This is a genomic window from Ruegeria sp. TASC047, assembly GCF_059612445.1.
The window spans coordinates 172066-192649 of the sequence record NZ_JBXWQP010000040.1; the positions used below are offsets into that span (position 1 = coordinate 172066).

The following is a 20584-nucleotide window of genomic DNA, read 5'->3' on the forward strand; positions in this document are numbered from 1 at the left end:
GATGGCACACGCTAAAAACCACGATTATCACATTCTGGCCCCGTCGATCTGGCCTCTGATCGGCGCCGTCGGCGGCTTTGTCATGCTGTTCGGAGCCGTTCTCTGGATGCAAGGCATCACGCCCTTCATGTTCTGGGCCGGTCTGGCAGCGGTGCTTTACACGATGTTCGCCTGGTGGTCGGATGTGGTTGCGGAAAGCCGTCAGGGCGATCACACACCTGTTGTCCGCATCGGTCTGCGTTACGGCTTCATCCTGTTCGTCATGTCCGAGGTGATGTTCTTCTTCGCCTGGTTCTGGTCGTTCTTCAAACATCGCATGTATCCGATGTACGACTATGCCGGCACCGAATACATCCAGCCGGACATTCATGCGGTTGACCCGTTCCACCTGCCGCTGATCAACACTCTGGTCCTGCTGCTGTCGGGCTGTGCGATCACTTGGGCGCACCATGCACTGGTGCATGACAACGACCGCAAGGCGCTGATCAATGGTCTGGCCATTGGCATCGTGCTGGGCATCGCCTTTACCTTCCTTCAGGGCTATGAATACGCCGAACTGCTCAAGCATGAAGGCTGGGAATTCGGCGGCGACCAGTTCTATTCCAACTTCTTCATGGCAACGGGTTTCCACGGCGCACATGTGATCATCGGGACAATCTTCCTGACCGTCTGCCTGATCCGCGCGCTTAAGGGTGACTTCACCCCCGAAAAACACGTCGGTTTTGAGGCCGCCGCTTGGTACTGGCACTTCGTCGACGTGGTCTGGCTGTTCTTGTTCTTTGCCGTCTACATCTGGGGCCAGGCTCCGCTGATGTAACGCCGGTCAGGCTGATCAGTTGCAAAAGCCGCCCCAAGGGGCGGCTTTTTCTCTATGTGGGGCGCAAGATTGCGCCCCATACAATTGCGTGGTTGCAATTCAGCCCGCGCGCCCCTTAACAAGACGCCGGTTCCTGCAAAGAAGTTTGGTCCTGACATGCGCCGTATCCTGTTCCTGCTGATCTTCGGCCTCGCCGGTTTGGGCGTGCTGTTGTGGTTGGGTTTTTGGCAGGTGGATCGCTTGGCAGAGAAAGAAGGCGAACTCGCCGATATCGAAAGTCGTATCTCTGCCGAAGCGGTTTCTCTACCCCAGCAAGTTTTCGAAGACGAAGACAAATATCTGCCCGTAGCAATCAAAGGAGAGATGGTGCCGGGGGAAATCCATGTTCTGGTTTCTGTCAAGCAGGTGGGGGCGGGGTACCGGATCATTCAGGCTTTCAACACCGAAGATCGCACTATTCTAGTTGATCGGGGTTTTGTCCCGACAACTGCGAAGCAGACCGAACGTCTGACCGGCCCGATGGAAATCACCGGTAACCTGCATTGGCCGGATGAGATTGACAGCTACACACCTGAGCCAGACATGGATGCAAATATCTGGTTTGCCCGGGACGTGCCCAATCTGGCCACTGAATTGGGAGCAGAGCCGGTTATGTTGATCGCGCGTTCGCAAACCGATCCGAATGTGACACCGCTGCCGGTGGACACGGCAGGCATACCAAACGATCACCTGCAATATGCAATAACCTGGTTTGGTCTGGCTCTGGTCTGGGCCGCGATGACCGGATACTTCCTGTGGCGCAACCGTGCCAATTCTGAAAGTGACGCGACATGAAATACATCTCGACCCGTGGGCAGGCGCCCGAACTAACGTTTGAAGAGGCGATGTTGACCGGACTTGCCCGCGATGGTGGCCTGTATCTGCCCGCCGAAATCCCGGTGATGTCGCAGGACGAGATCGCGGCGCTGGCCGGATTGCCCTACGAAGAAATCGCATTCCGCGTGATGTGGCCCTATGTCAGCGGCTCATTCGCCGCGGATGAGTTCAAGGCGATCATCGCCCGCGCTTACGAAGGTTTCGGCCACGATGCTCGCGCGCCATTGAAGCAGCTGAACGAGAACCACTTCCTGCTGGAACTGTTCCACGGCCCCACGCTGGCCTTCAAGGACTTTGCCATGCAACTGATCGGCCAGTTGTTCCAGGTGGCGCTGAAACGCCGTGGTGACCGTGTGACCATCGTCGGCGCGACCAGCGGGGATACCGGTTCAGCCGCGATCGAGGCGTTCCGCGGGCTGGACGCGGTGGATGTGTTCATCCTGTTCCCGCATGGCCGCGTGTCCGAAGTACAGCGTCGACAGATGACGACGCCTGCGGACAGCAATGTGCATGCTCTGGCCGTTGATGGCGATTTCGACGATTGTCAGGCTGCGCTGAAAGACATGTTCAACGATTTCGACTTCCGCGACGGCGTGAAACTGGCGGGTGTGAACTCGATCAACTTTGCCCGCGTCTTGGCGCAGATCGTCTATTACTTCTCGGCTGCCGTCAGCCTTGGTGCGCCGCACCGCAAGGTCAGCTTCACGGTGCCAACTGGCAACTTTGGTGACATCTTCGCGGGTTATCTGGCCAAGCGTATGGGGCTGCCGATTGACCGCCTTGTGGTGGCGACCAACCAGAACGACATTCTGCATCGCTGCCTCTCGGGCGAGGGGTATTTCAAGGGCGAGACTATCCCCTCGATCAGCCCGTCGATGGACATTCAGGTCAGCTCGAATTTCGAACGCGCGCTCTATTATGCCTATGGCGAAGATGGCGGGGCCATCGCACAATTGATGGATGAGCTGAAACAGGGTGGCTTCAATATCAGCCAGGGCGCGATGGAAGCGCTGCGTGAGAATTTCGATTCGGGCCGTGTGTCCGAAGAGGAAACGCTGGCCACGATCAAATCCACGCTGGCGCACAGCGCCGAACTGGTCTGCCCGCACACCGCCGTGGGCATCAAGGTCGCAGAAGAACACCGCGCGGCAGACGTTCCGATGATCACGCTGGCCACCGCGCACTCGGCGAAATTCCCGGCCGCGGTCGAGAAGGCGAGCGGCGAACATCCGCCTCTTCCCTCCCGCATGTCTGATCTGTATGAACGTCCGGAACGGGTAACCCGCATCGCCAATGATCTGGGTGCCCTTGAGGATCATATAAAAAGGCACATCGCTGAGTGACTGTCAGACAAGACCAACTGAAGAACGGGTTTCGTATCGTCAGTGAACATATGCCGGGGCTGCAATCTGCGGCCATCGGCATCTGGGTAACCGCCGGTGGGCGGCATGAGCGGATCGAGCAGAACGGCATAGCGCATTTCCTTGAACATATGGCGTTCAAGGGAACCGAGCGCCGTTCGGCCTTGCAGATTGCCGAGGCGATCGAGGATGTGGGCGGCTATATCAACGCCTATACCTCGCGCGAGGTGACAGCCTATTACGCACGCGTTCTGAAGGACGACGTGGCGCTGGCGATGGATGTCATCGGCGACATCGTTCTGAACCCGGTTTTCGATCCGCGCGAGATCGAGGTCGAGCGGGGCGTGATCCTTCAGGAAATCGGTCAGGCCCATGACACGCCCGACGATGTGATCTTTGACTGGCTGCAAGAGGAGAGCTATCACGACCAGCCTCTGGGCCGGACGATCCTGGGTCCGTCCGAGCGGGTGAGTGCCTTTTCGCGTGAAGACCTGTCGGGCTTTGTGACCGAACATTATGGCCCCGAACAGATGATCCTGTCCGCAGCAGGTGCTGTGGATCACGACATGCTGATGAAACTGGCCGAAGAGATGTTTGGCCATCTGCAATCCCGTAAGGGTCTGATCCCCGAGATCGCACGCTTTACAGGCGGCGAAGCCCGGCAGGTAAAAGAGCTGGAACAGGCACATTTCGCCCTGGCGCTTGAAAGCCCAGGCTATCGCGACGACGCGATCTATACGGCGCAGATCTATTCGACCGCATTGGGCGGTGGCATGTCCTCGCGCCTGTTTCAGGAGGTGCGCGAAACACGTGGGCTTTGTTACACGATCTTTGCGCAGACCGGTGCCTATGCCGATACTGGAACAACCACGATCTATGCCGGGACCTCGGCCAATCAGGTGGCCGAACTGGCGACGATCACCATCGATGAGATGAAGCGCGCCGCCGAGGACATGAACCCCGAAGAGGTCGCCCGTGCCCGCGCCCAGATGAAGGCCGGGATGCTGATGGGGCTGGAAAGCCCGTCGAATCGGGCCGAGCGTCTGGCGCGGCTGGTGCATATCTGGGGGCGGGTGCCCTCGCTGGAAGATACGGTTGCCAAGATCGATGCGGTCAGCACCGACGACGTGCGCGCCTTTGCTGAAACCATGGCCGTTCAGGCCCCGGCGGCGCTGGCGCTTTACGGACCGGTCGCAGACGCACCGACATTGGCGGACTTGCAGGAGAGGCGTGCAGCGTGATGCTGTTGGGCAGACGCAAGTTGAAACTCGAGACCGCGCGGCTCAGCTTGCGTCCGCCTGTACATTCCGATTTCAACGATTGGGCGGCGTTGCGGCGCGCCTCAAAAAATTACCTGACCCCGTGGGAGCCGATCTGGGCCAAGGATCACCTGAGCCGCAAATCCTTTACCAATCGGGTCTACTGGGCGCAGCGCTCGGTCGCGAGTGGCACAGCAATCCCGCTGTTCCTGTTTCGCCGTGAAGACAATGTGTTGGTCGGGGCGATCACGCTGGACAATATCCGGCGCGGTCCTGCGCAGGCCGGAACTCTGGGTTACTGGACCGGTGAATCCTTTGCCCGTCAGGGATACATGCGCGAAGCGATCGGCGCGATGTTGCATCACGCCTTTACCCGTCTGGACCTGAGCCGGATCGAAGCCGCGTGCCTGCCGGAAAACCGGGCGTCGCGCGGTTTGCTGGAAAGCTCGGGCTTCAAATATGAAGGCGTGGCGCAGTCTTATCTACAGATCAACGGGCGATGGCGGACGCATGTTCTCTATGCCAGCCTGCGGTCCGACCGGCGTGGCAAGACGGACGCGGGCTAGGGGGCTCTGCCCCCGTCGCGGCAAGCCGCGCCTCCCCCGGGATATTTTCGGCCAGATGAACAAGGGGCATGACTTGGTGGCGATCTGCGCTACACTTCGGGTATGCGCTGGTTGGTTGCAGCATTGATGGTGATTTCGGGCGAGGCCGTGGCGCAGGAGCGGCGGCCGAGCCATTGTATCGCTATCGCCGATGCTGCGCCGGGGATCGAATATCTGCACAAAGCTGCGTGGCAGGACCCGGTACCGGAGTTTTCGGTGCGCATCAGCTATGTCGCGCATGCCGCCTTTATGATCCAGACCCGTGGCGGGTTGAATGTGGTGACCGATTTTACCGGGTTCATCGGGGGTGCCGATCTGATTCCCGATGTGGTGACAATGAACCATGCCCATGACACCCATTGGACGGCGCATCCCGACCCGGCGATCCCGCATGTCCTGCCGGGATGGGGAGAGTTCGGGCAGGGGATCGAACATCACCTGGATCTGGGCGAGATGCTGATACGCAATGTCCCGACCGATATCCGCTCGGCCTATGGCGGAGTTGAGGAGCGCGGCAATTCTATCTTCGTGTTCGAGGTCGAAGGGCTGTGTATCGGCCATCTGGGACATTTGCATCATGTACCGTCAGACGAACAGTTTGCTGCGCTGGGTCGGTTGGATGTGGTCATGGCCGCCGTCGATGGCGGAACAACCATGCCCTTGCCCGACATGATCTCGGTTCTGAAGCGGCTGAAAAGCTCGGTGATCATTCCGATGCACTGGTTCTCGGAGTTTTCGCTTGATCGCTTCCTCGTGGATATCCGGGATGAGTTCCCGGTTGAACGTGACGGCGTGTCCGAGATCACCGTCTCTCTGCGTGACTTGCCGGACCGTCCAACGGTTGTTGTGCTGGAGCCGCGTTATCTGATTGATCTGGAATAAGGCTTGCCGTGGCAGGATCGGTTGGGCATTGAAAGCGTATGAGTCTGAACCCCGCTGATGACCGCATTGCCACGCTGATCCGCTCGAAACTGGGCGATCAGGTGCTGCGCCCGGTGGCTGACCGGTATCTGGAAGAGCCGCGCGGGCGATTTGCCGGACAGGCTGGCCTACTGGCCTTGCCCCGCACAACCGAGGAGGTCTCGGTACTGGTGCAGGTGGCGTCCGAAATGCGTGTTCCGGTGGTGCCTTATGGCGGCGGAACCGGTCTGGTCGGGGGGCAGGTGAAGCCGCATGGGCCAGCGCCCCTTGTGATTTCGCTGGAACGGATGACCGCCATCCGGTCCGTCTATCCCACCGAAAACGTGCTGATTGCCGAGGCCGGCGCCATTTTGCAGGACGTCCAAGCCGCGGCCGAGGCGCAAGACCGCCTGTTTCCCTTGACGCTGGCGGCGCAGGGATCCTGTCGGATCGGGGGCAACCTGTCCACCAATGCCGGGGGCGTCAACGTCTTGCGCTATGGCAATGCGCGCGACCTGTGCCTTGGGCTCGAGGCCGTTCTGCCCAACGGTCAAATCTGGCAGGGTCTCAGCCGGTTGCGAAAGGACAACACAGGCTATGACCTGCGCAATCTGCTGATCGGGGCCGAGGGCACGCTGGGGATCATAACCGCAGCCGCGCTCAAGCTGTTTCCCCGGCCTGCCGCGATCGGGACGGCGATGTTTCAGGTAGCGTCACCCGAAGCCGCCATTTCCCTGCTGGCGCTGGCACGGGATCGCGTGGGCGAGGCTGTCAGCACTTTCGAACTGATCCACTGGCAGGGGCTGAAGTTCTTGTCTGAGGTTCTGCCGGACGTCCGGCAACCGTTTAAGACGCCGCCAGAGTGGAGCGTTCTGATCGAATTGGGGCTGGCCACAGGGCAGTCTCCGTCCGACGCGCTGGAGGATATCTTTGTCCGCGCGCAAGCGCTTGGGCTGGTGCAGGATGGCGTGATTGCGCAAAGCGAGGCGCAACGCGATGAGTTGTGGGCCGTGCGCGAGCGTATCCCCGAGGCCAACCGCCTGATCGGCTCGGTGTCGAGCCATGATATCTCGATCCCGATCTCAGAAATTCCGGAATTTGTGCGCCAAGGGGAAAAGGTGGTTTCCGGTCTCGGGCCGTTCCGGATCAATTGCTTTGGCCATCTTGGGGATGGCAATCTGCATTACAACGTCTTTCCCCCCAAGGGGCAGGGCAGGTCGGATTTTGAGGGTCAGAGCGCCGTGGTCAAGCGGGTCGTGCATGATCTGGTCCATGCCTTTGACGGTTCGGTCAGCGCGGAACACGGCGTGGGCCGCATGAAAACGGACGATCTGGAACGCTATGGCGATCCGGTAAAGCTGGATGCAATGCGGACCATCAAGGCGGCGCTGGACCCCTTTGGCATCATGAATCCCGGCGCGGTGCTGAAGGCGTGAACCCGGCTCTGACTCTTGTTAAGTAATCCGAAGGTTGCCGCGTTAAAGCCCTTCGAATTCGCACAGGACATGCACGTCCATGCCCATATCTTCCAATACTTTGCGCCCGCCGAGGTCAGGCAGGTCGATAATGAACGCGCATGAGACGATCTCACCGCCCAGACGCTCGATCAGTTTGATGCCCGCCGCCGCAGTGCCGCCTGTGGCCAGAAGGTCGTCAACGACAAGGATTTTTTCGCCTGGCTGGATGGCGTCATCGTGGATCTCGACGATCGCTTCACCATATTCCAGCTTGTAGTCCTGGCTGATCGTTGTGCCGGGCAGCTTGCCTTTCTTGCGGATCGGTACGAAGCCCAGACTCAGCTGATGCGCAATCGCCCCCCCAAGGATAAAGCCCCGCGCCTCGAGGCCGACAACCTTGTCGATGCGTTCCCCGGCATAGGGGTGCAGCATCTGGTCAATGGCCATCCGAAATCCGCGCGGATCGGCAAACAGCGTCGTCACATCGCGAAACAGAATTCCTTCATGCGGAAAGTCGACAATCGTCCGGATGTAGTCTTTGACAGTCTTGTTCCTTGACATGAACCAACCCTTTTCCGCTTCAAATACCAAAACGTGTTTGGCCCAAGAGGGTTAGCCATGCAAGGAACAATTCATTCACGCGATCACTAGCGGCACGAAACCACAGCCTTGGGCAATCCGTAATACCGGTGAAGCGTGGCAGGTGGCCAAGACAGGTGCGGCTTGTGCATTTGCGTTGATCTCGCAAAAGAAAGGCCCCAGACGGTTTGAAGGTTCATTGCCATTTCTGTTCCGGTGCTGTTAAGTGCCCGATAACGACAATCACTATGCTATGTATACACAATGCATCGCCTAAATTAACGAGCATTTGCTAGGAGCAACGCGCGTGCCAAAGAAAGACGGCAAGGGATCGACGAAGAAAAACAGCCAGCTGGTTCTGCGTCTGGACAAGGATGAACGCGACGCGTTTGTCGAGTTGTGCAGGGAGCTGGATACATCAGCTGCCCGCGAAATCCGCCGGTTTATCCGCGGGTTCATGAAGGAAAACGCCGAAAACTGAAGAAGGGGTCAGGCCGGGCGGCGCAGAACCGCCGTGGCGAAACCCATCCCGATCAGAGTCAGCCCGCCAAACCGCGTCATGCCGGTGATCACGCTAGCGCGGCCAATCAGACGCCGCAGCCGTTCGGCCAGCAACGCATAAGCCAGCGCATTCAGCCAGGCCAGTCCGACAAAAGTGGCAATCAGGATGGCAAATTGCGGCCCCAGTGGTTCAGCCGGGCGCAGGAACTGCGGCACAAAGGCGATGAAAAAGGCGATGGATTTCGGGTTCAGTGCTGTGACAGCGGCCGCATGTCCAAACACGCTGCCGGGGGTGACATCCCGCCCGGTCGCGACCGTTCCCAGGCCACTTGCCGGGGCGCTGCGCAGCAGTTTAACCCCAAGCCAGACCAGATAGGCCGCACCGACCCATTTAAGGACGGAAAACAAGGTGGCCGAGGCCAGAACAAGCGCGCCTAGCCCCGACAAAGATGCGGTCATCGCCACAAGATCCCCCACAGCGACCCCTGTGGCCGAGGCCACGGCAACGCTGCGCCCCTTGGACAGCGCATAGCTCAGCACCAACAGCACGGTCGGGCCCGGGATCAAGAGCAAGGCGGTGGATGCGGCAACAAAGGCCAGCCAGAGTTCCAGAGACATAAGGGTCTGCTCGCGATATGTTCCTTTGGTATCGCTATAGCCAAACTACCGGTGCTTGACAATTTTCATGGCGACCAGCTTTCGGGCCCGTCAAATCAGTCCGATCAGGCCCAGACTTGCACGAAAACTGATACCAGTGCGATCCTTCACAACCGTCGCATTCTTGCGGCGAGTATCCGGCAGAAAGAACCCGCATCCCCTGTGCCCGGACAGTTACGGGCGCAGGGTCGATGTCATGCTTGGACGCTTGCATAACGTGATCCGGGAACCCGAACTGCTGGCGGCGATGATGCCTGATGCGTCGCGCGGAACCTAGAGAATCCGCCCCGCCACCGCGTCCAGTTTGGCCAGCAGCACCGGATCGCGCTTTTCGGGCGCGGTGAGGATGGCATATTCTAGCGCCCGGTCACAGCCATGCGGACAGGGCGCGCGGTCGGTCCCCAACAGGACGGGAAGGCCTTTGACCAGTGCACGGCCCTTGTCGGCATTGCCGGTCAGGGTCGCAATGATGGTGGTCACATCCACCTCGCCATGATCCGGGTGCCAGCTGTCAAAATCGGTGACCATCGCGATTGAGGCATAACAAAGCTCGGCTTCGCGGGCGAGCTTGGCTTCGGGCATGTTGGTCATCCCGATCACGTCGCAGCCCCATTGCTCGCGATACATCTTCGATTCCGCCAGAGACGAAAACTGCGGCCCTTCCATCGCCAGATAGGTGCCGCCGCGATGGATCGTGATACCGGCAGCCTTGCCTGCGGTTTCACAGGCGTCCGACAGGCGCGGGCAGGTCGGATGCGCAACGCTGACATGGGCCACGCAGCCTGTTCCGAAAAAGCTCTTGTCGCGCGCAAATGTCCGGTCGATGAACTGATCGACGATGACAAAGTCACCCGGTGCCATGTGTTCGCGAAACGACCCGCAGGCCGAGACCGAGATCACATCCGTCACACCAAGCCGTTTCAGCGCGTCGATATTGGCGCGATAGGGCACATCGGTCGGTGAATGCACATGCCCGCGCCCATGGCGCGGCAGAAAGGCCATTGCGACACCGTCCAGCGACCCGGTCAGAATCTGATCCGAGGGCGCCCCCCAAGGGGTATCGACACTGACCCATTCCGCATTTTCCAGCCCATCGATGTCATAGATGCCTGATCCGCCGATAACGGCAATCCTGGTTTGGGTCACTGTCCTGCTCCGCATGAGATACTGATATTGAATTTGTGCGGGTTCGGCCCGAAATTGACAAGAGGTCTATTCCTGTTGCACCAGCAGGTTACGCTGTTGAGATTGCGTATTGAAATCCGCCCACGCGGCTCCAAACTCATCCAGCGGCCACGTCAGATCCTGCGATTGACCATGCCTGTCACGAAACTCAAAACGATACGCATCCCCGTTCAGCATGGCATCCAGCAGGCCGTAGGCGCGATGATCCTCGAATGTGCAGCTGAACCCTGTCAGGCACCCGGGGCGCCGCGTGCGCCAGATCACATCCTGATCTTTCTCTATGCGGAATCCAGAAGGGCTGAAGAAGGTGCCGGGCTCAATCCCGAACTCGATTTTGAAACCATCTGGTTCAGGTGTGATGAACATGAATTGCGCCGCAAATTTCGGACGCAAGGAAAACACCTCGGCGCGCCTTATGTAGCAGCGCTGCACCAAAGTACCGGCTTCTTCACGCTCGTCACAAATTGAATTCCAGATGCCGAAAATTTCATGGTGCGTGACACGCCAGTTTCCAGCCGTGTCATTCCCTTGCAAGTCCTGTGCAAAGGCGGGCAGGGCCGATAGAAATATGAGGGCAATCCAACGCATGAACTCACATTTGGGTGCTTGATCCGGGTGCCGCAAATCACGTTGCCGAGAGGTGAGTTATGCGCTGTGCGCATGGCTGCATCCCACCTCCTGCGGTGGCTTAACAGCGACGCGCCCGCTACAACGACCCCTTCGCGCGAACATAAAATCCTATAGGACTGTCCAATGCCCCGAGCCTTGCTGGCAAGTTTTGCCAACCGTATCGCCATACCCGATCTGCGCTGGGTGCCGGATGAGGGGCTGACCTTCTCTCGCCTACGGGTCGAGCTGCTGTCCGGCCTGACCGTGGCCCTCGCACTGGTGCCCGAGGCCGTGGCCTTTGCCTTTGTGGCAGGCGTGCACCCGCTGGTGGGCCTTTATGCCGCTTTCCTTGTGGGGCTCATCACCGCGCTGATCGGCGGGCGACCCGGCATGATCTCGGGCGCGACGGGCGCGCTGGCGGTCGTCATGGTGGCTTTGGTGGCCGAACATGGGGTCGAATACCTGTTCGCGACGGTGGTTCTGATGGGGATCCTCCAGGTTATCGCCGGAGCGATGCACTGGGGCCGCTTCATCCGACTGGTGCCGCACCCGGTGATGCTGGGTTTTGTGAATGGCCTGGCCATCGTGATCTTTCTGGCCCAGATGGGCCAGTTCAAGGTGCCGGGTACCATGGAAAACACCGGTCACGGCATGGGCGGTGGAGAATGGCTCTCGGGTGCGCAGCTATACACCATGCTGGGCCTTGTGGCACTGACCATGGCGGTGATCTGGGTGGTGCCGCGCATCACGCGCATCATTCCTGCGCCTCTGGCCGGTATTCTGGTTGTCGCTGCGCTGGTGATCGGTCTGGGGTTGGATGTTCCGCGCGTCGGTGATCTGGCCTCGATCGAAGGTGGTCTGCCTGCCTTCCACATCCCGATGGTTCCGCTGAACTGGGGCACGCTCGAGATCATCCTGCCCTACGCTGTCATTCTGGCCGCGATTGGTCTGATTGAATCCCTTCTGACCCTGAACCTTGTGGGCGAAATCACCGGCAAGCGCGGCGGGGCGTCTCAGGAATGTATCGCCCAGGGTGCGTCGAATATCGTGACCGGCTTTTTCGGAGGCATGGGTGGCTGCGCGATGATCGGTCAGTCGATGATCAACGTGAAATCCGGTGGCCGGACCCGTATCGCCGGGATCGCTGCGGCGCTGTTTTTGCTGACCTTCATCCTGTTCGCTTCACCGCTGATCGAGCAGATCCCGCTGGCCGCGCTGGTTGGGGTGATGTTCATGGTGGTCATCGGCACCTTTGCGTGGAACTCGTTCAAGATCCTGCGCAAGGTTCCACTGACTGACGCTTTTGTCATCGTTCTGGTCACCGTCGTGACAGTGATGGAAGACCTCGCGGTTGCTGTTGTGGTCGGTGTCATCGTGTCGGCTCTGGCCTATGCTTGGAACAACGCCAAGCGCATCCACGCCGTCACCCGTGAGTCCGCGACCGAAAAAGGGGCGAAGGTCTATGAAATCCAGGGGCCGCTGTTCTTTGGGTCATCGGATGGCTTTATCGAACTCTTCGATGTGCCGAATGACCCGGAAACCGTCATCGTCGATTTCGCTGAAAGCCGTGTGGTGGACCAGTCGGCGTTGCAAGCCATCGAAAATATCGCGGCCAAATACGAGGCAGCAGGTAAACGCGTCATGTTGCGCCACCTGAGCCGGGATTGTCACAAGCTGTTGAACAAGGCAGGCCACCTGATGGTCGACAGTGACGATGACCCGGATTACGAACTTGCCGTCGATTACTCGGTCCGTACCGGCATTCTGGGCGGGCATTGATCCTTTTGCGAGGCTCTGCCTCGCGCACCGGGATATTTGAAGCCAGATGAATGAAGGATCCCTGTTTCATCTGGCCAAAAAATATCCCGGGGGAGCCGCCCGGAACGGGCGGTGGGGGCAGAGCCCCCGACAACCTCAATCATCCGGGCGACTGAGCGAGAACAGCTCGGACACGACCGAATAGTCTCGGTACCCAAGCCGTGCCAGAGGTTTGAACGAGGTTACGTCGAACTTGCCCTCTCGGATGTGGTCGTCGAGCAGATGCACGCCTGTTACTTCGCCGAACACGACGCGGTTGGCCGCGCCGGGCAGAGTGACGATCTGGGTCAACTTGCATTCCAACGCCGCCGGGGCGCCTTGTACGCGGGCGCAGGGAATGGTTTCACATTCGACCGGGGTTAATCCGGCATGGGCAAACTCGTCCACCTCCTTGGGAAGGCAGGCCGAGCTGGCGTTCATCGCATCCTGATGCGCTAGGGCTACAACATTCACGCAGAATACACCTGTCGCCTCGATATTGGCGATACTGTCCTTGCCGCCGATCTGATCGTGTTTCGTGCCGGTTGTGGCAAACATTACCTGCGGCGGTGTGTAAGCAACCCCGTTGAAAAAGGAATAGGGTGCCAGATTGTTGATCCCATCCGCATCACGGGTCGAGATCCAGCCGATCGGGCGTGGCGTGATAATGGCGTTGAACGGGTTGTGCGGCAGGCCGTGGCCGTCTTCGGGGCGGTAGAACATCATATCTCCAAGCGTTTGCCCAAGGCGTAACGAAGTGCTAGGGCGATTTCCAGCAAGGAAAAGAGGGCGGGTGTGCAGCAATTCGGGATCAGGCCAGAAGAGCCGGACGATTGGTGGGAGGTCGAAGCCCTCTATGACCTGTGCTTTGCGCCGGGCCGTGAGGCGTTGTCTTCCTACCGGTTGCGCGATGATGTGCCGCCGGTTTCTGACCTGTCACTGGTCGCGCGCGACGGTCAGGGCATTCTGGCCGGGGCGATCCGCTTCTGGCCGGTCCATGTCGGTGAACACGACGCATTGCTGCTAGGCCCGGTTGCCGTACACCCAACCCACCAGGGCGAGGGTCTGGGCGGTTATCTGATCCATGCCGGTGTCGAAGCCGGGCGTAAGCGCGGGTGGCAGCGGGTCATGCTGGTCGGTGACGAACCCTATTACAGGCGATTTGGTTTTGCGCGGCTGCAGGATGTCGAGATGCCGCCGCCCACCAACCCGGACCGGGTTTTGGGGCTGGAACTGATGCCCGGTGTCTGGTCCGGAGTTCAGGGGGCCGTCACCCGCTGGACCCGCTGACCTATTGAATCGGCGTGGCTTAACGCCGATGTTGATAGGCAGGAGGACGCACATGCAGAACGTGGTTCTTGTCGAAAACGTGGATGCCGAGGCTGAACTGGATCGTTTGGCGGGTTATTACCGATCTGCCGGAGGGGCTGGTGTCAAACTGCTGAACAAGCTGGGCGGATCAGCCGAGTCACTGCTCGAGCAATTGCCCGATCCGGTTCGGAACGGCCTGACAGGGGCTACCGAGCAGGCGCTGTGGCTTGCGATGCACGCGGCTCAGGGGTCCCGGCGTGCGATCCCTGATCAGCAGCCCTGGGTCAATACCGCGCTTGCCACGGCCATGGGCGCGGCCGGCGGGTTGGGCGGTGTATCAACAGCCCTGATGGAGCTGCCTGCAACAACCGCCATGCTGTTGCGCGCCATTCAGGGGGCCGCCGCGCGCGAAGGTTTCGATCCGTCTGCCGAGAACGTAAAGTTCGACTGTGTGCGGGTTCTGTCCGCATCGGGCCCGCTGTCGCATGATGACGGTGCGGATCTTGGCTTTTTCTCGGTGCGCCTGACACTGACGGGTCCGGCCATGCAGCGTCTGATTGCTGCAGTGGCACCACGCTTTTCGATCGTGCTGGGGCAAAAACTGGCGGCACAGTCCGTCCCGGTGCTCGGCGCGTTGGCCGGTGGTGGAACGAACTATGTCTATTCGCGTTATTACCAGCAAATCGCGCGCGTGCATTTCGGCCTGCGAAGATTGGCGGTTGATGCCGATATCCCGCATGACGAGCTGGTGAAACAGCTGTCAGCCCGTATGTGATCAACAAATGCGCCATCACGCCGGACTTGGCGGACACCACTTCATATGGTAGTTTCTCAAGGGAAGGGCGCTAAATAGGCGTGTCCTGCGGGCCTATAACGCCAACGGGTCCTTTGCCCGAACAAAAGGTGCGTCGCGCAATGAATGCAAGACCGGTACTGCGTGAATTGGCTGAGACTGCGGAACACCCTGTTTTGCGGCAATCCTCTGCCCTGTGTTACCGGATACGGCGTTGCCAGCCAGAGGTTTTGCTGATCACGACACGCCGGGCCCAGCGCTGGATTGTCCCCAAAGGGTGGCTCATCCCCGGCCTGACCCCATCAGAAACCGCAGTGCAGGAAGCCTGGGAAGAAGCGGGCGTGACGGGGCGATGCAGCAAAGCGGGGCTGGGGCAGTTTCTGCACCTCAAGCACCGCCCAAATCAGCCCCCGACCTTGATTCTGGTCGATGTTTTTGCGCTGCATGTACAGGTAATGTCGCAGGACTTCCCCGAAAAGCACGAGCGCAGGCGCAAGTGGTTTGCACCTGAGTGCGCGGCCCAAAAGGTCAGATCACCCGAGCTTGCCGAATTGTTACGCGACTTTAAGACCCATACGCATTAAGATAGCGCCAGAGAGGCTTGATATTGTCGGTCTGGTCGGTATCTATTCGCCAATCGTAATTTTGGACTGAACATGATTCAATACGCGTTGAAATGCAGTGAAGGCCACACATTCGACAGCTGGTTTCAATCCGCAGAAGCCTTTGACAAGCTGGCCTCTGCCAAGATGGTGACCTGCGCGATCTGCGGATGTACGCAGGTTGCGAAGGCGATCATGACACCGCGTGTCCGACCGGCCCGGAATGCGCAGGGAAAGCCCGAAAACGCGCCTGCATCCAATGAACGGATCAACGTCGCCACCCCTTCGCCCGAGATCGAGAAAGTTCTGGCCGAAATACGCCGCCATGTCGAAAAGAACTCGGACTACGTTGGCAAGGATTTTGCAAGCGAAGCGCGCAAGATGCATCTGGGAGAGGCGCCAGAGCGTTCGATCTATGGTGAAGCCAGACCGGATGAGGCGAAATCGCTGATCGAAGATGGCGTGCCGGTGGCACCGCTGCCGTTTCTGCCCAGCAGAAAGACCAACTGATCCATGCATGTCGTGATCACCGGTGCCAATCGCGGTATCGGCCGCGCCCTTGCCACGCGCTACGACACCCGCGGTGACGCGGTTACCGGAACCGCACGCGATGGCAGTGCACAGGTCCGTCTGGACGTGTCGGACCCGGCCCAACAGGCAGCAATGGCCGAACAGCTAAAAGACCAGCCCGTTGATCTTCTGATCTGCAATGCCGGGGTCTATCTGGACAAGGGGCACACGATCGACGACTACCCCGCCGAAATGTGGGCGCAAAGCTTTGCCACCAACGTGACCGGCGTTTTCCTGACCGTTCAGGCCTTGTTGCCCAATCTGCGCGCCGCAGGCGGCAAGGTCGCGATCATCTCGTCGCAGATGGCGTCCCATACGCGGGCGCCGGGGGGCAGCTATATCTACCGCGCCTCCAAGGCGGCGGCGTTGAACCTGGGGCGGAATCTGGCGATGGATCTGAAAGCCGACGGGATCGCCGTGGGTATCTATCATCCGGGCTGGGTGCAAACCGACATGGGCGGCGCGGCCGCCGATATTGATGTCGATCAGGCCGTCTCGGGCCTGATGGAACGCTTTGAGGCCCTGTCAATCAGCTCTACCGGCTGTTTTGAAACCTATGACGGGCAGGCGCACGCTTACTGACCGGTCAGCGCCGCTTTGGGAATTTCATAGACCTCACCGGGTTCAATATAGACCACAAGCACGTCACCCAGCGTTTCATAAGTCATCTTCGAGGTCGAGCTGCTGGACTCCGGCGCACCATCCTTGAAATAGATGTTGCGCACCTTGCCACCCCCCAAAGCCACGGCCAGCGTCGTTGTGCCGTCATCATGGCGGCGCAGCTCTGCATTGCAGCTTTGCATCGGGTCACCGGCATTTGCGGCGCAGGGCACCTTGCCCAGTGCATTCTTTCCGTCCGTGCCGGCCACACTGGCAACCTGCGCCAATGCAGGCGATGACAACAAAGTAACGGCAAGGGCTAGGCGAAACATGGGGAACCTCTTGATTTGGTTGTTACTCGCAGGCTGACACCGCACCTGCGCAATGTAAAGCGGCCCTGTGCCACAGGCGGGTCCTGTTTGCGCTCTTGCTCTTGGGGTGCCCCTCGCTTATGAGGCTCGGGACCTCTAATCCAAGGCGCGGAGACATTTGCCCCCATGCCCGTACTCGTTATGAAATTCGGCGGCACTTCGGTCGCCAACCTGGACCGCATCCGCCGTGCTGCCAAGCGCATCGGTGTCGAAGTTGCCAAGGGCTATGACGTGATCGTCATCGTCTCGGCCATGTCGGGCAAAACCAACGAGCTGGTGGGTTGGGTGAACGAGACCTCGCCGCTGTTTGATGCACGCGAATACGATGCCGTTGTATCTTCGGGCGAAAACGTCACCGCTGGGCTGATGGCGCTGACATTGCAGGAAATGGATGTTCCTGCGCGCAGCTGGCAGGGCTGGCAAGTGCCGCTGCTGACAACCAGCGCGCACAGCCAGGCCCGGATCGAAGATATCCCGACCACGAACATCAACCAGAAATTCGGCGAAGGCATGAAAGTGGCCGTTGTAGCCGGGTTTCAGGGGCTCAGCCCCGAAGGCCGCATCACCACGCTGGGCCGGGGTGGCTCTGACACCACTGCCGTGGCTTTTGCCGCCGCGTTTGGTGCGGAACGCTGCGACATCTATACCGACGTGGACGGCGTCTATACCACCGATCCGCGCATCTGCGAAAAGGCGCGCAAGCTGGACAGGATCTCGTTCGAGGAAATGCTCGAACTGGCGTCGCTGGGCGCCAAGGTGCTGCAGACCCGCTCGGTCGAGCTGGCGATGCGCTACAAAGTAAAACTGCGCGTTCTTTCAAGTTTCGAAGAACAATCCGACGAGGCCGGTACGCTGGTCGTTGACGAGGAGGATATCATGGAATCCAATGTTGTGGCCGGTGTGGCCTATTCCCGTGACGAGGCCAAGATGACCGTCGTTTCGGTGGCGGACCGTCCCGGTATCGCCTCGACCATCTTCACCGCGCTCAGCGATGAGGGCGTCAATGTCGACATGATCGTGCAGAACATCTCGGACGAGGGGCGCACGGACATGACCTTCTCGTGCCCCACCGATCAGGTGGTTCGTGCCGAAAAAGCGCTGCTGGCGATCAAGGACAAGGGCGAGCTCAACTATGCCGAACTGGTCGCCGATACCGGTGTCTGCAAGGTCTCGGTGGTGGGAATCGGTATGCGCTCGCAATCGGGTGTCGCGGCCAAAATGTTCAAGATACTCTCGGATGAGGGGATCAACATCAAGGTCATCACAACCTCCGAGATCAAAATTTCCGTTCTTATCGACAGGAAATACATGGAACTTGCCGTTCAGGCACTGCATGATGCCTTTGAACTGGACAAGGCGGCCTGAGCTGATCGGCCAAGGGTTTCGCCTGACACACTGAATTGGTTGGGCCATGGCGGACGGCACGGAAACAGAATCCCGCAAGCTGCTGGGGCGGTTGCGCGAGGCGATGGCCAGCGAAGCCGCTGGACAGGAGCGTCTTGATCAGATCACTCATCTGATCGCCGACAGCATGCGCAGCGAAGTGTGCTCAATCTATCTGTTCCGCGATGATGAGACCCTGGAACTCTGTGCGACCCAGGGGCTTGCGCCTGAATCGGTACACCAGACCCGGATGCGCATGGGCGAGGGGCTGGTGGGCAGGGTCGCCAAGACCGGCAAGGTGGTCAACACCCCGGATGCGCCGTCTGAAAAAGGGTTCCGGTATATGCCGGAAACCGGGGAAGAGCGGTTTTCGTCCTTTCTCGGCGTGCCGGTGCAGCGCCTTGGGGAAAAGCTGGGTGTTCTGGTTGTCCAGTCCCGCAAAGCGCGCGAATTTTCCGCCGACGAAATCTATGCGCTGGAAGTGGTGGCCATGGTGCTGGCCGAAATGACCGAACTGGGCGCCTTTGTCGGCGAAGGCGCGGCACTGTCGCCACGGCACCAGCAATCGGTCCTGCTGCGCGGCGGCCCGGCGCAGGAAGGCTCCGCCGAAGGCCATGTCTGGCTGCATGAACCCCGTGTGGTTGTCACCAATCCGATTGCCGAAGACCCGCACCGGGAACGCGAACGTCTGAACGAGGCGGTGGAAGAGCTGCGCGTCGGTGTCGACAAGATGCTCGAGATTTCCCGGGATGGTGACACCGAACAGCTCAAGGTGCTGGAAGCCTACCGGATGTTTGCCAATTCCAAAGGCTGGATGCGCCGGATGGAAGAGGACATTGCCCTGGGGCTCAGTGCCGAGGCCGCGGTCGAGAAAGAACAATCTCAGGCGCGCGCCCGGATGGGGCAGGTGTCCGATCCCTATCTGCGCGAACGGCTGGCGGATCTTGACGATCTCAGCAACCGTTTGTTGCGCATTCTGACCGGGCAGGGAAAAACCGACAGCGCCGATCTGCCGCCCGATCCGATTCTGGTCGCGCGCAATATCGGCCCCGGCGACCTGCTGGAATACGGGCGGGCGCTGAAGGGGATCATCCTCGAAGAAGGTTCAGTCGGCAGTCACGCCACCATTGTGGCCCGTGCGCTGGCAATCCCACTGGTGGTCCATGTGGGCCGGATCACGACCGAAGCGCTGAACGGCGACCATGTGCTGGTGGACGGCGATCAGGGCGTTGTTCATCTGCGCCCCGAAGACAGCGTGGTAAGCGCCTTCCGCGACAAGATCGCGATGCAGGCCAAGGCACAGGAACGCTATACCTCGATCCGCGAAACCCCCTGTGTCACACGCGACGGAACGTGTATCAATCTGGTGATGAACGCGGGCCTTATGGCCGATCTCCCGTCGCTGGGAACGTCGGGTGCCGAAGGTGTTGGTCTGTTCCGAACCGAGCTGCAATTCCTGATCCGCAATCAGATGCCCAAACGGTCCGAGCTTGTCACCCAGTATCAGCGGGTACTGGATGCGGCGGGCGACAAAAGGGTGGTGTTCCGCACGCTCGATATCGGGTCGGACAAGGTGCTGCCCTATATGAAACACGTGGCCGAACCCAACCCGGCCCTAGGTTGGCGCGCCATTCGAGTCGGTCTGGACAAACGCGGCGTGATGCGGATGCAGTTACAGGCCCTTCTGCGCGCCGCCAATGGTCGCCCGCTGACCATCATGTTCCCCTTTGTCGCGCAGGCCGAGGAATATCGCGAAGCCCGCTGGGAGGTGAACAAAACCATCGAACGCGAAAAGCGACTGGGCCACGTTCTGCCCGAAACGCTTGAAGTCGGCGCGATGCTGGAAACTCCATCGCTGGCCTTTGCGCCGCAAAAGTTCTTTGACGAGGTCGATTTCATCTCGATCGGCGGGAATGACCTCAAGCAGTTCTTTTTTGCGGCTGACCGCGAAAACGAACTGGTCCGCCGCCGCTATGACTCATTGAATGTCAGTTTCCTGAGCCTAATGGAACGCATTGTCGAACGGTGCGGTCTTTCGGACACCCCGCTCAGTTTCTGTGGCGAGGATGCGGGCCGCCCGGTTGAAGCGCTGTGCCTTGCGGCCATGGGTATTCGCACCCTGTCGATGCGCCCGGCGTCGATTGGTCCGGTCAAAAGCCTGTTGCTGCGGTGCGACCTGATGGAGGTGCGCAAAATCATCGCGGACGCACGCCATCGTGGCGAACAATCCGTGCGCCCGGCCGTGATGGAATGGCTGCGCAGTCAGGTATAGCCCGCAAAACCTCGCTTTTTGGGGAAACTATGCTTGATTTTTTCGCGCAGGCTTTCTATCACGCAGGAAATGTTAGCGG

Annotated in this window: 22 protein-coding genes; 16 read left to right on the forward strand and 6 right to left on the reverse strand. The window is 59.7% G+C overall.

The genetic code is table 11. The annotated features are described in order from the left end of the window. Position 1 precedes the first annotated feature (1 nt). From AC2FLO_RS16150 to AC2FLO_RS16180, 7 genes are all read left to right on the forward strand, one after another. Positions 2-817: a cytochrome c oxidase subunit 3 gene (locus AC2FLO_RS16150; RefSeq protein WP_209505605.1), complete on the forward strand. Its 816-nt coding sequence runs from the start codon at positions 2-4 to the stop codon at positions 815-817. Positions 818-973: 156 nt separating this feature from the next. Next, complete coding sequence (locus AC2FLO_RS16155; protein ID WP_496753037.1) at positions 974-1651, forward strand: SURF1 family protein; 678 nt, start codon at positions 974-976, stop codon at positions 1649-1651. Continuing rightward, the gene (thrC, locus tag AC2FLO_RS16160; protein WP_496753036.1) at positions 1648-3036 is read left to right on the forward strand and encodes a threonine synthase; all 1389 of its coding nucleotides are present in this window, start codon (positions 1648-1650) and stop codon (positions 3034-3036) included. Before AC2FLO_RS16155 ends, thrC begins: the two co-directional genes overlap by 4 nt. Further along, a complete protein-coding gene (locus AC2FLO_RS16165; RefSeq protein WP_496753035.1) occupies positions 3033-4295 on the forward strand; it encodes a M16 family metallopeptidase in 1263 nt (420 codons plus the stop codon). The genes thrC and AC2FLO_RS16165 overlap by 4 nt, the downstream gene beginning before the upstream one ends. Further along, positions 4295-4879: a GNAT family N-acetyltransferase gene (locus AC2FLO_RS16170; protein ID WP_480586169.1), complete on the forward strand. Its 585-nt coding sequence runs from the start codon at positions 4295-4297 to the stop codon at positions 4877-4879. The genes AC2FLO_RS16165 and AC2FLO_RS16170 overlap by 1 nt, the downstream gene beginning before the upstream one ends. A 102-nt stretch (positions 4880-4981) precedes the next feature. Then, positions 4982-5800, forward strand: coding sequence for an MBL fold metallo-hydrolase (locus AC2FLO_RS16175; RefSeq protein ID WP_480484384.1), 819 nt, complete (start codon positions 4982-4984; stop codon positions 5798-5800). A 38-nt stretch (positions 5801-5838) separates the two neighbouring features. Next, complete coding sequence (locus AC2FLO_RS16180; protein WP_496753034.1) at positions 5839-7254, forward strand: FAD-binding oxidoreductase; 1416 nt, start codon at positions 5839-5841, stop codon at positions 7252-7254. A gap of 42 nt (positions 7255-7296) precedes the next feature. On the opposite strand, the gene AC2FLO_RS16185 is transcribed toward AC2FLO_RS16180, so the two are convergent. Further along, positions 7297-7836, reverse strand: a complete 540-nt coding sequence (locus tag AC2FLO_RS16185; RefSeq protein ID WP_209505620.1) for an adenine phosphoribosyltransferase — start codon at positions 7834-7836, stop codon at positions 7297-7299. Between the two features lie 325 nt (positions 7837-8161). Here AC2FLO_RS16185 and AC2FLO_RS16190 point away from each other — a divergent pair, with 325 nt between their 5' ends. After that, positions 8162-8335, forward strand: a complete 174-nt coding sequence (locus AC2FLO_RS16190) for a hypothetical protein (protein ID WP_209505622.1) — start codon at positions 8162-8164, stop codon at positions 8333-8335. A gap of 8 nt (positions 8336-8343) precedes the next feature. Here the strand turns inward: AC2FLO_RS16190 and AC2FLO_RS16195 are convergent, their stop codons facing one another. The 3 genes from AC2FLO_RS16195 to AC2FLO_RS16205 form a co-directional block, all read right to left on the reverse strand. After that, a complete protein-coding gene (locus AC2FLO_RS16195) occupies positions 8344-8973 on the reverse strand; it encodes a LysE family translocator (protein WP_496753033.1) in 630 nt (209 codons plus the stop codon). Positions 8974-9285: 312 nt separating this feature from the next. Then, on the reverse strand, positions 9286-10158 hold the full coding sequence (locus AC2FLO_RS16200) for an S-methyl-5'-thioadenosine phosphorylase (protein ID WP_480898735.1): 873 nt from the start codon (positions 10156-10158) through the stop codon (positions 9286-9288). Positions 10159-10224: 66 nt separating this feature from the next. After that, positions 10225-10785 carry an invasion associated locus B family protein gene (locus AC2FLO_RS16205; protein WP_496753032.1) on the reverse strand — a complete coding sequence of 187 codons (561 nt, stop codon included), beginning with the start codon at positions 10783-10785 and terminating at the stop codon, positions 10225-10227. Between the two features lie 165 nt (positions 10786-10950). Here AC2FLO_RS16205 and AC2FLO_RS16210 point away from each other — a divergent pair, with 165 nt between their 5' ends. Continuing rightward, positions 10951-12585 (forward strand): SulP family inorganic anion transporter, encoded by a 1635-nt coding sequence (locus AC2FLO_RS16210; RefSeq protein WP_496753031.1) that lies wholly within the window; start codon positions 10951-10953, stop codon positions 12583-12585. 135 nt (positions 12586-12720) lie between these two features. Here the strand turns inward: AC2FLO_RS16210 and AC2FLO_RS16215 are convergent, their stop codons facing one another. Next, on the reverse strand, positions 12721-13326 hold the full coding sequence (locus AC2FLO_RS16215) for a flavin reductase family protein (RefSeq protein WP_496753030.1): 606 nt from the start codon (positions 13324-13326) through the stop codon (positions 12721-12723). 72 nt (positions 13327-13398) lie between these two features. Here AC2FLO_RS16215 and AC2FLO_RS16220 point away from each other — a divergent pair, with 72 nt between their 5' ends. The 5 genes from AC2FLO_RS16220 (at position 13399) to AC2FLO_RS16240 (ending at position 16461) form a co-directional block, all read left to right on the forward strand. Continuing rightward, positions 13399-13893, forward strand: coding sequence for a GNAT family N-acetyltransferase (locus tag AC2FLO_RS16220; RefSeq protein WP_496753029.1), 495 nt, complete (start codon positions 13399-13401; stop codon positions 13891-13893). Positions 13894-13945: 52 nt separating this feature from the next. Continuing rightward, on the forward strand, positions 13946-14689 hold the full coding sequence (locus AC2FLO_RS16225) for an EcsC family protein (RefSeq protein ID WP_267363077.1): 744 nt from the start codon (positions 13946-13948) through the stop codon (positions 14687-14689). Positions 14690-14829: 140 nt separating this feature from the next. Beyond that, positions 14830-15291 (forward strand): NUDIX hydrolase, encoded by a 462-nt coding sequence (locus tag AC2FLO_RS16230; RefSeq protein WP_480586196.1) that lies wholly within the window; start codon positions 14830-14832, stop codon positions 15289-15291. A 72-nt stretch (positions 15292-15363) separates the two neighbouring features. Next, positions 15364-15819 carry a DUF1178 family protein gene (locus AC2FLO_RS16235; RefSeq protein ID WP_496753028.1) on the forward strand — a complete coding sequence of 152 codons (456 nt, stop codon included), beginning with the start codon at positions 15364-15366 and terminating at the stop codon, positions 15817-15819. 3 nt (positions 15820-15822) lie between these two features. Continuing rightward, positions 15823-16461, forward strand: a complete 639-nt coding sequence (locus tag AC2FLO_RS16240; protein WP_496753027.1) for an SDR family oxidoreductase — start codon at positions 15823-15825, stop codon at positions 16459-16461. Here the strand turns inward: AC2FLO_RS16240 and AC2FLO_RS16245 are convergent. Continuing rightward, a complete protein-coding gene (locus AC2FLO_RS16245) occupies positions 16455-16811 on the reverse strand; it encodes a hypothetical protein (protein WP_480488468.1) in 357 nt (118 codons plus the stop codon). The genes AC2FLO_RS16240 and AC2FLO_RS16245 overlap by 7 nt on opposite strands. 165 nt (positions 16812-16976) lie before the next feature. Here AC2FLO_RS16245 and AC2FLO_RS16250 point away from each other — a divergent pair, with 165 nt between their 5' ends. Together AC2FLO_RS16250 and ptsP are read left to right on the forward strand one after the other, a co-directional pair. After that, complete coding sequence (locus AC2FLO_RS16250) at positions 16977-18215, forward strand: aspartate kinase (protein WP_480488466.1); 1239 nt, start codon at positions 16977-16979, stop codon at positions 18213-18215. A 46-nt stretch (positions 18216-18261) separates the two neighbouring features. After that, positions 18262-20505, forward strand: coding sequence for a phosphoenolpyruvate--protein phosphotransferase (gene ptsP / locus AC2FLO_RS16255; protein ID WP_496753026.1), 2244 nt, complete (start codon positions 18262-18264; stop codon positions 20503-20505). Positions 20506-20584: the final 79 nt, after the last annotated feature.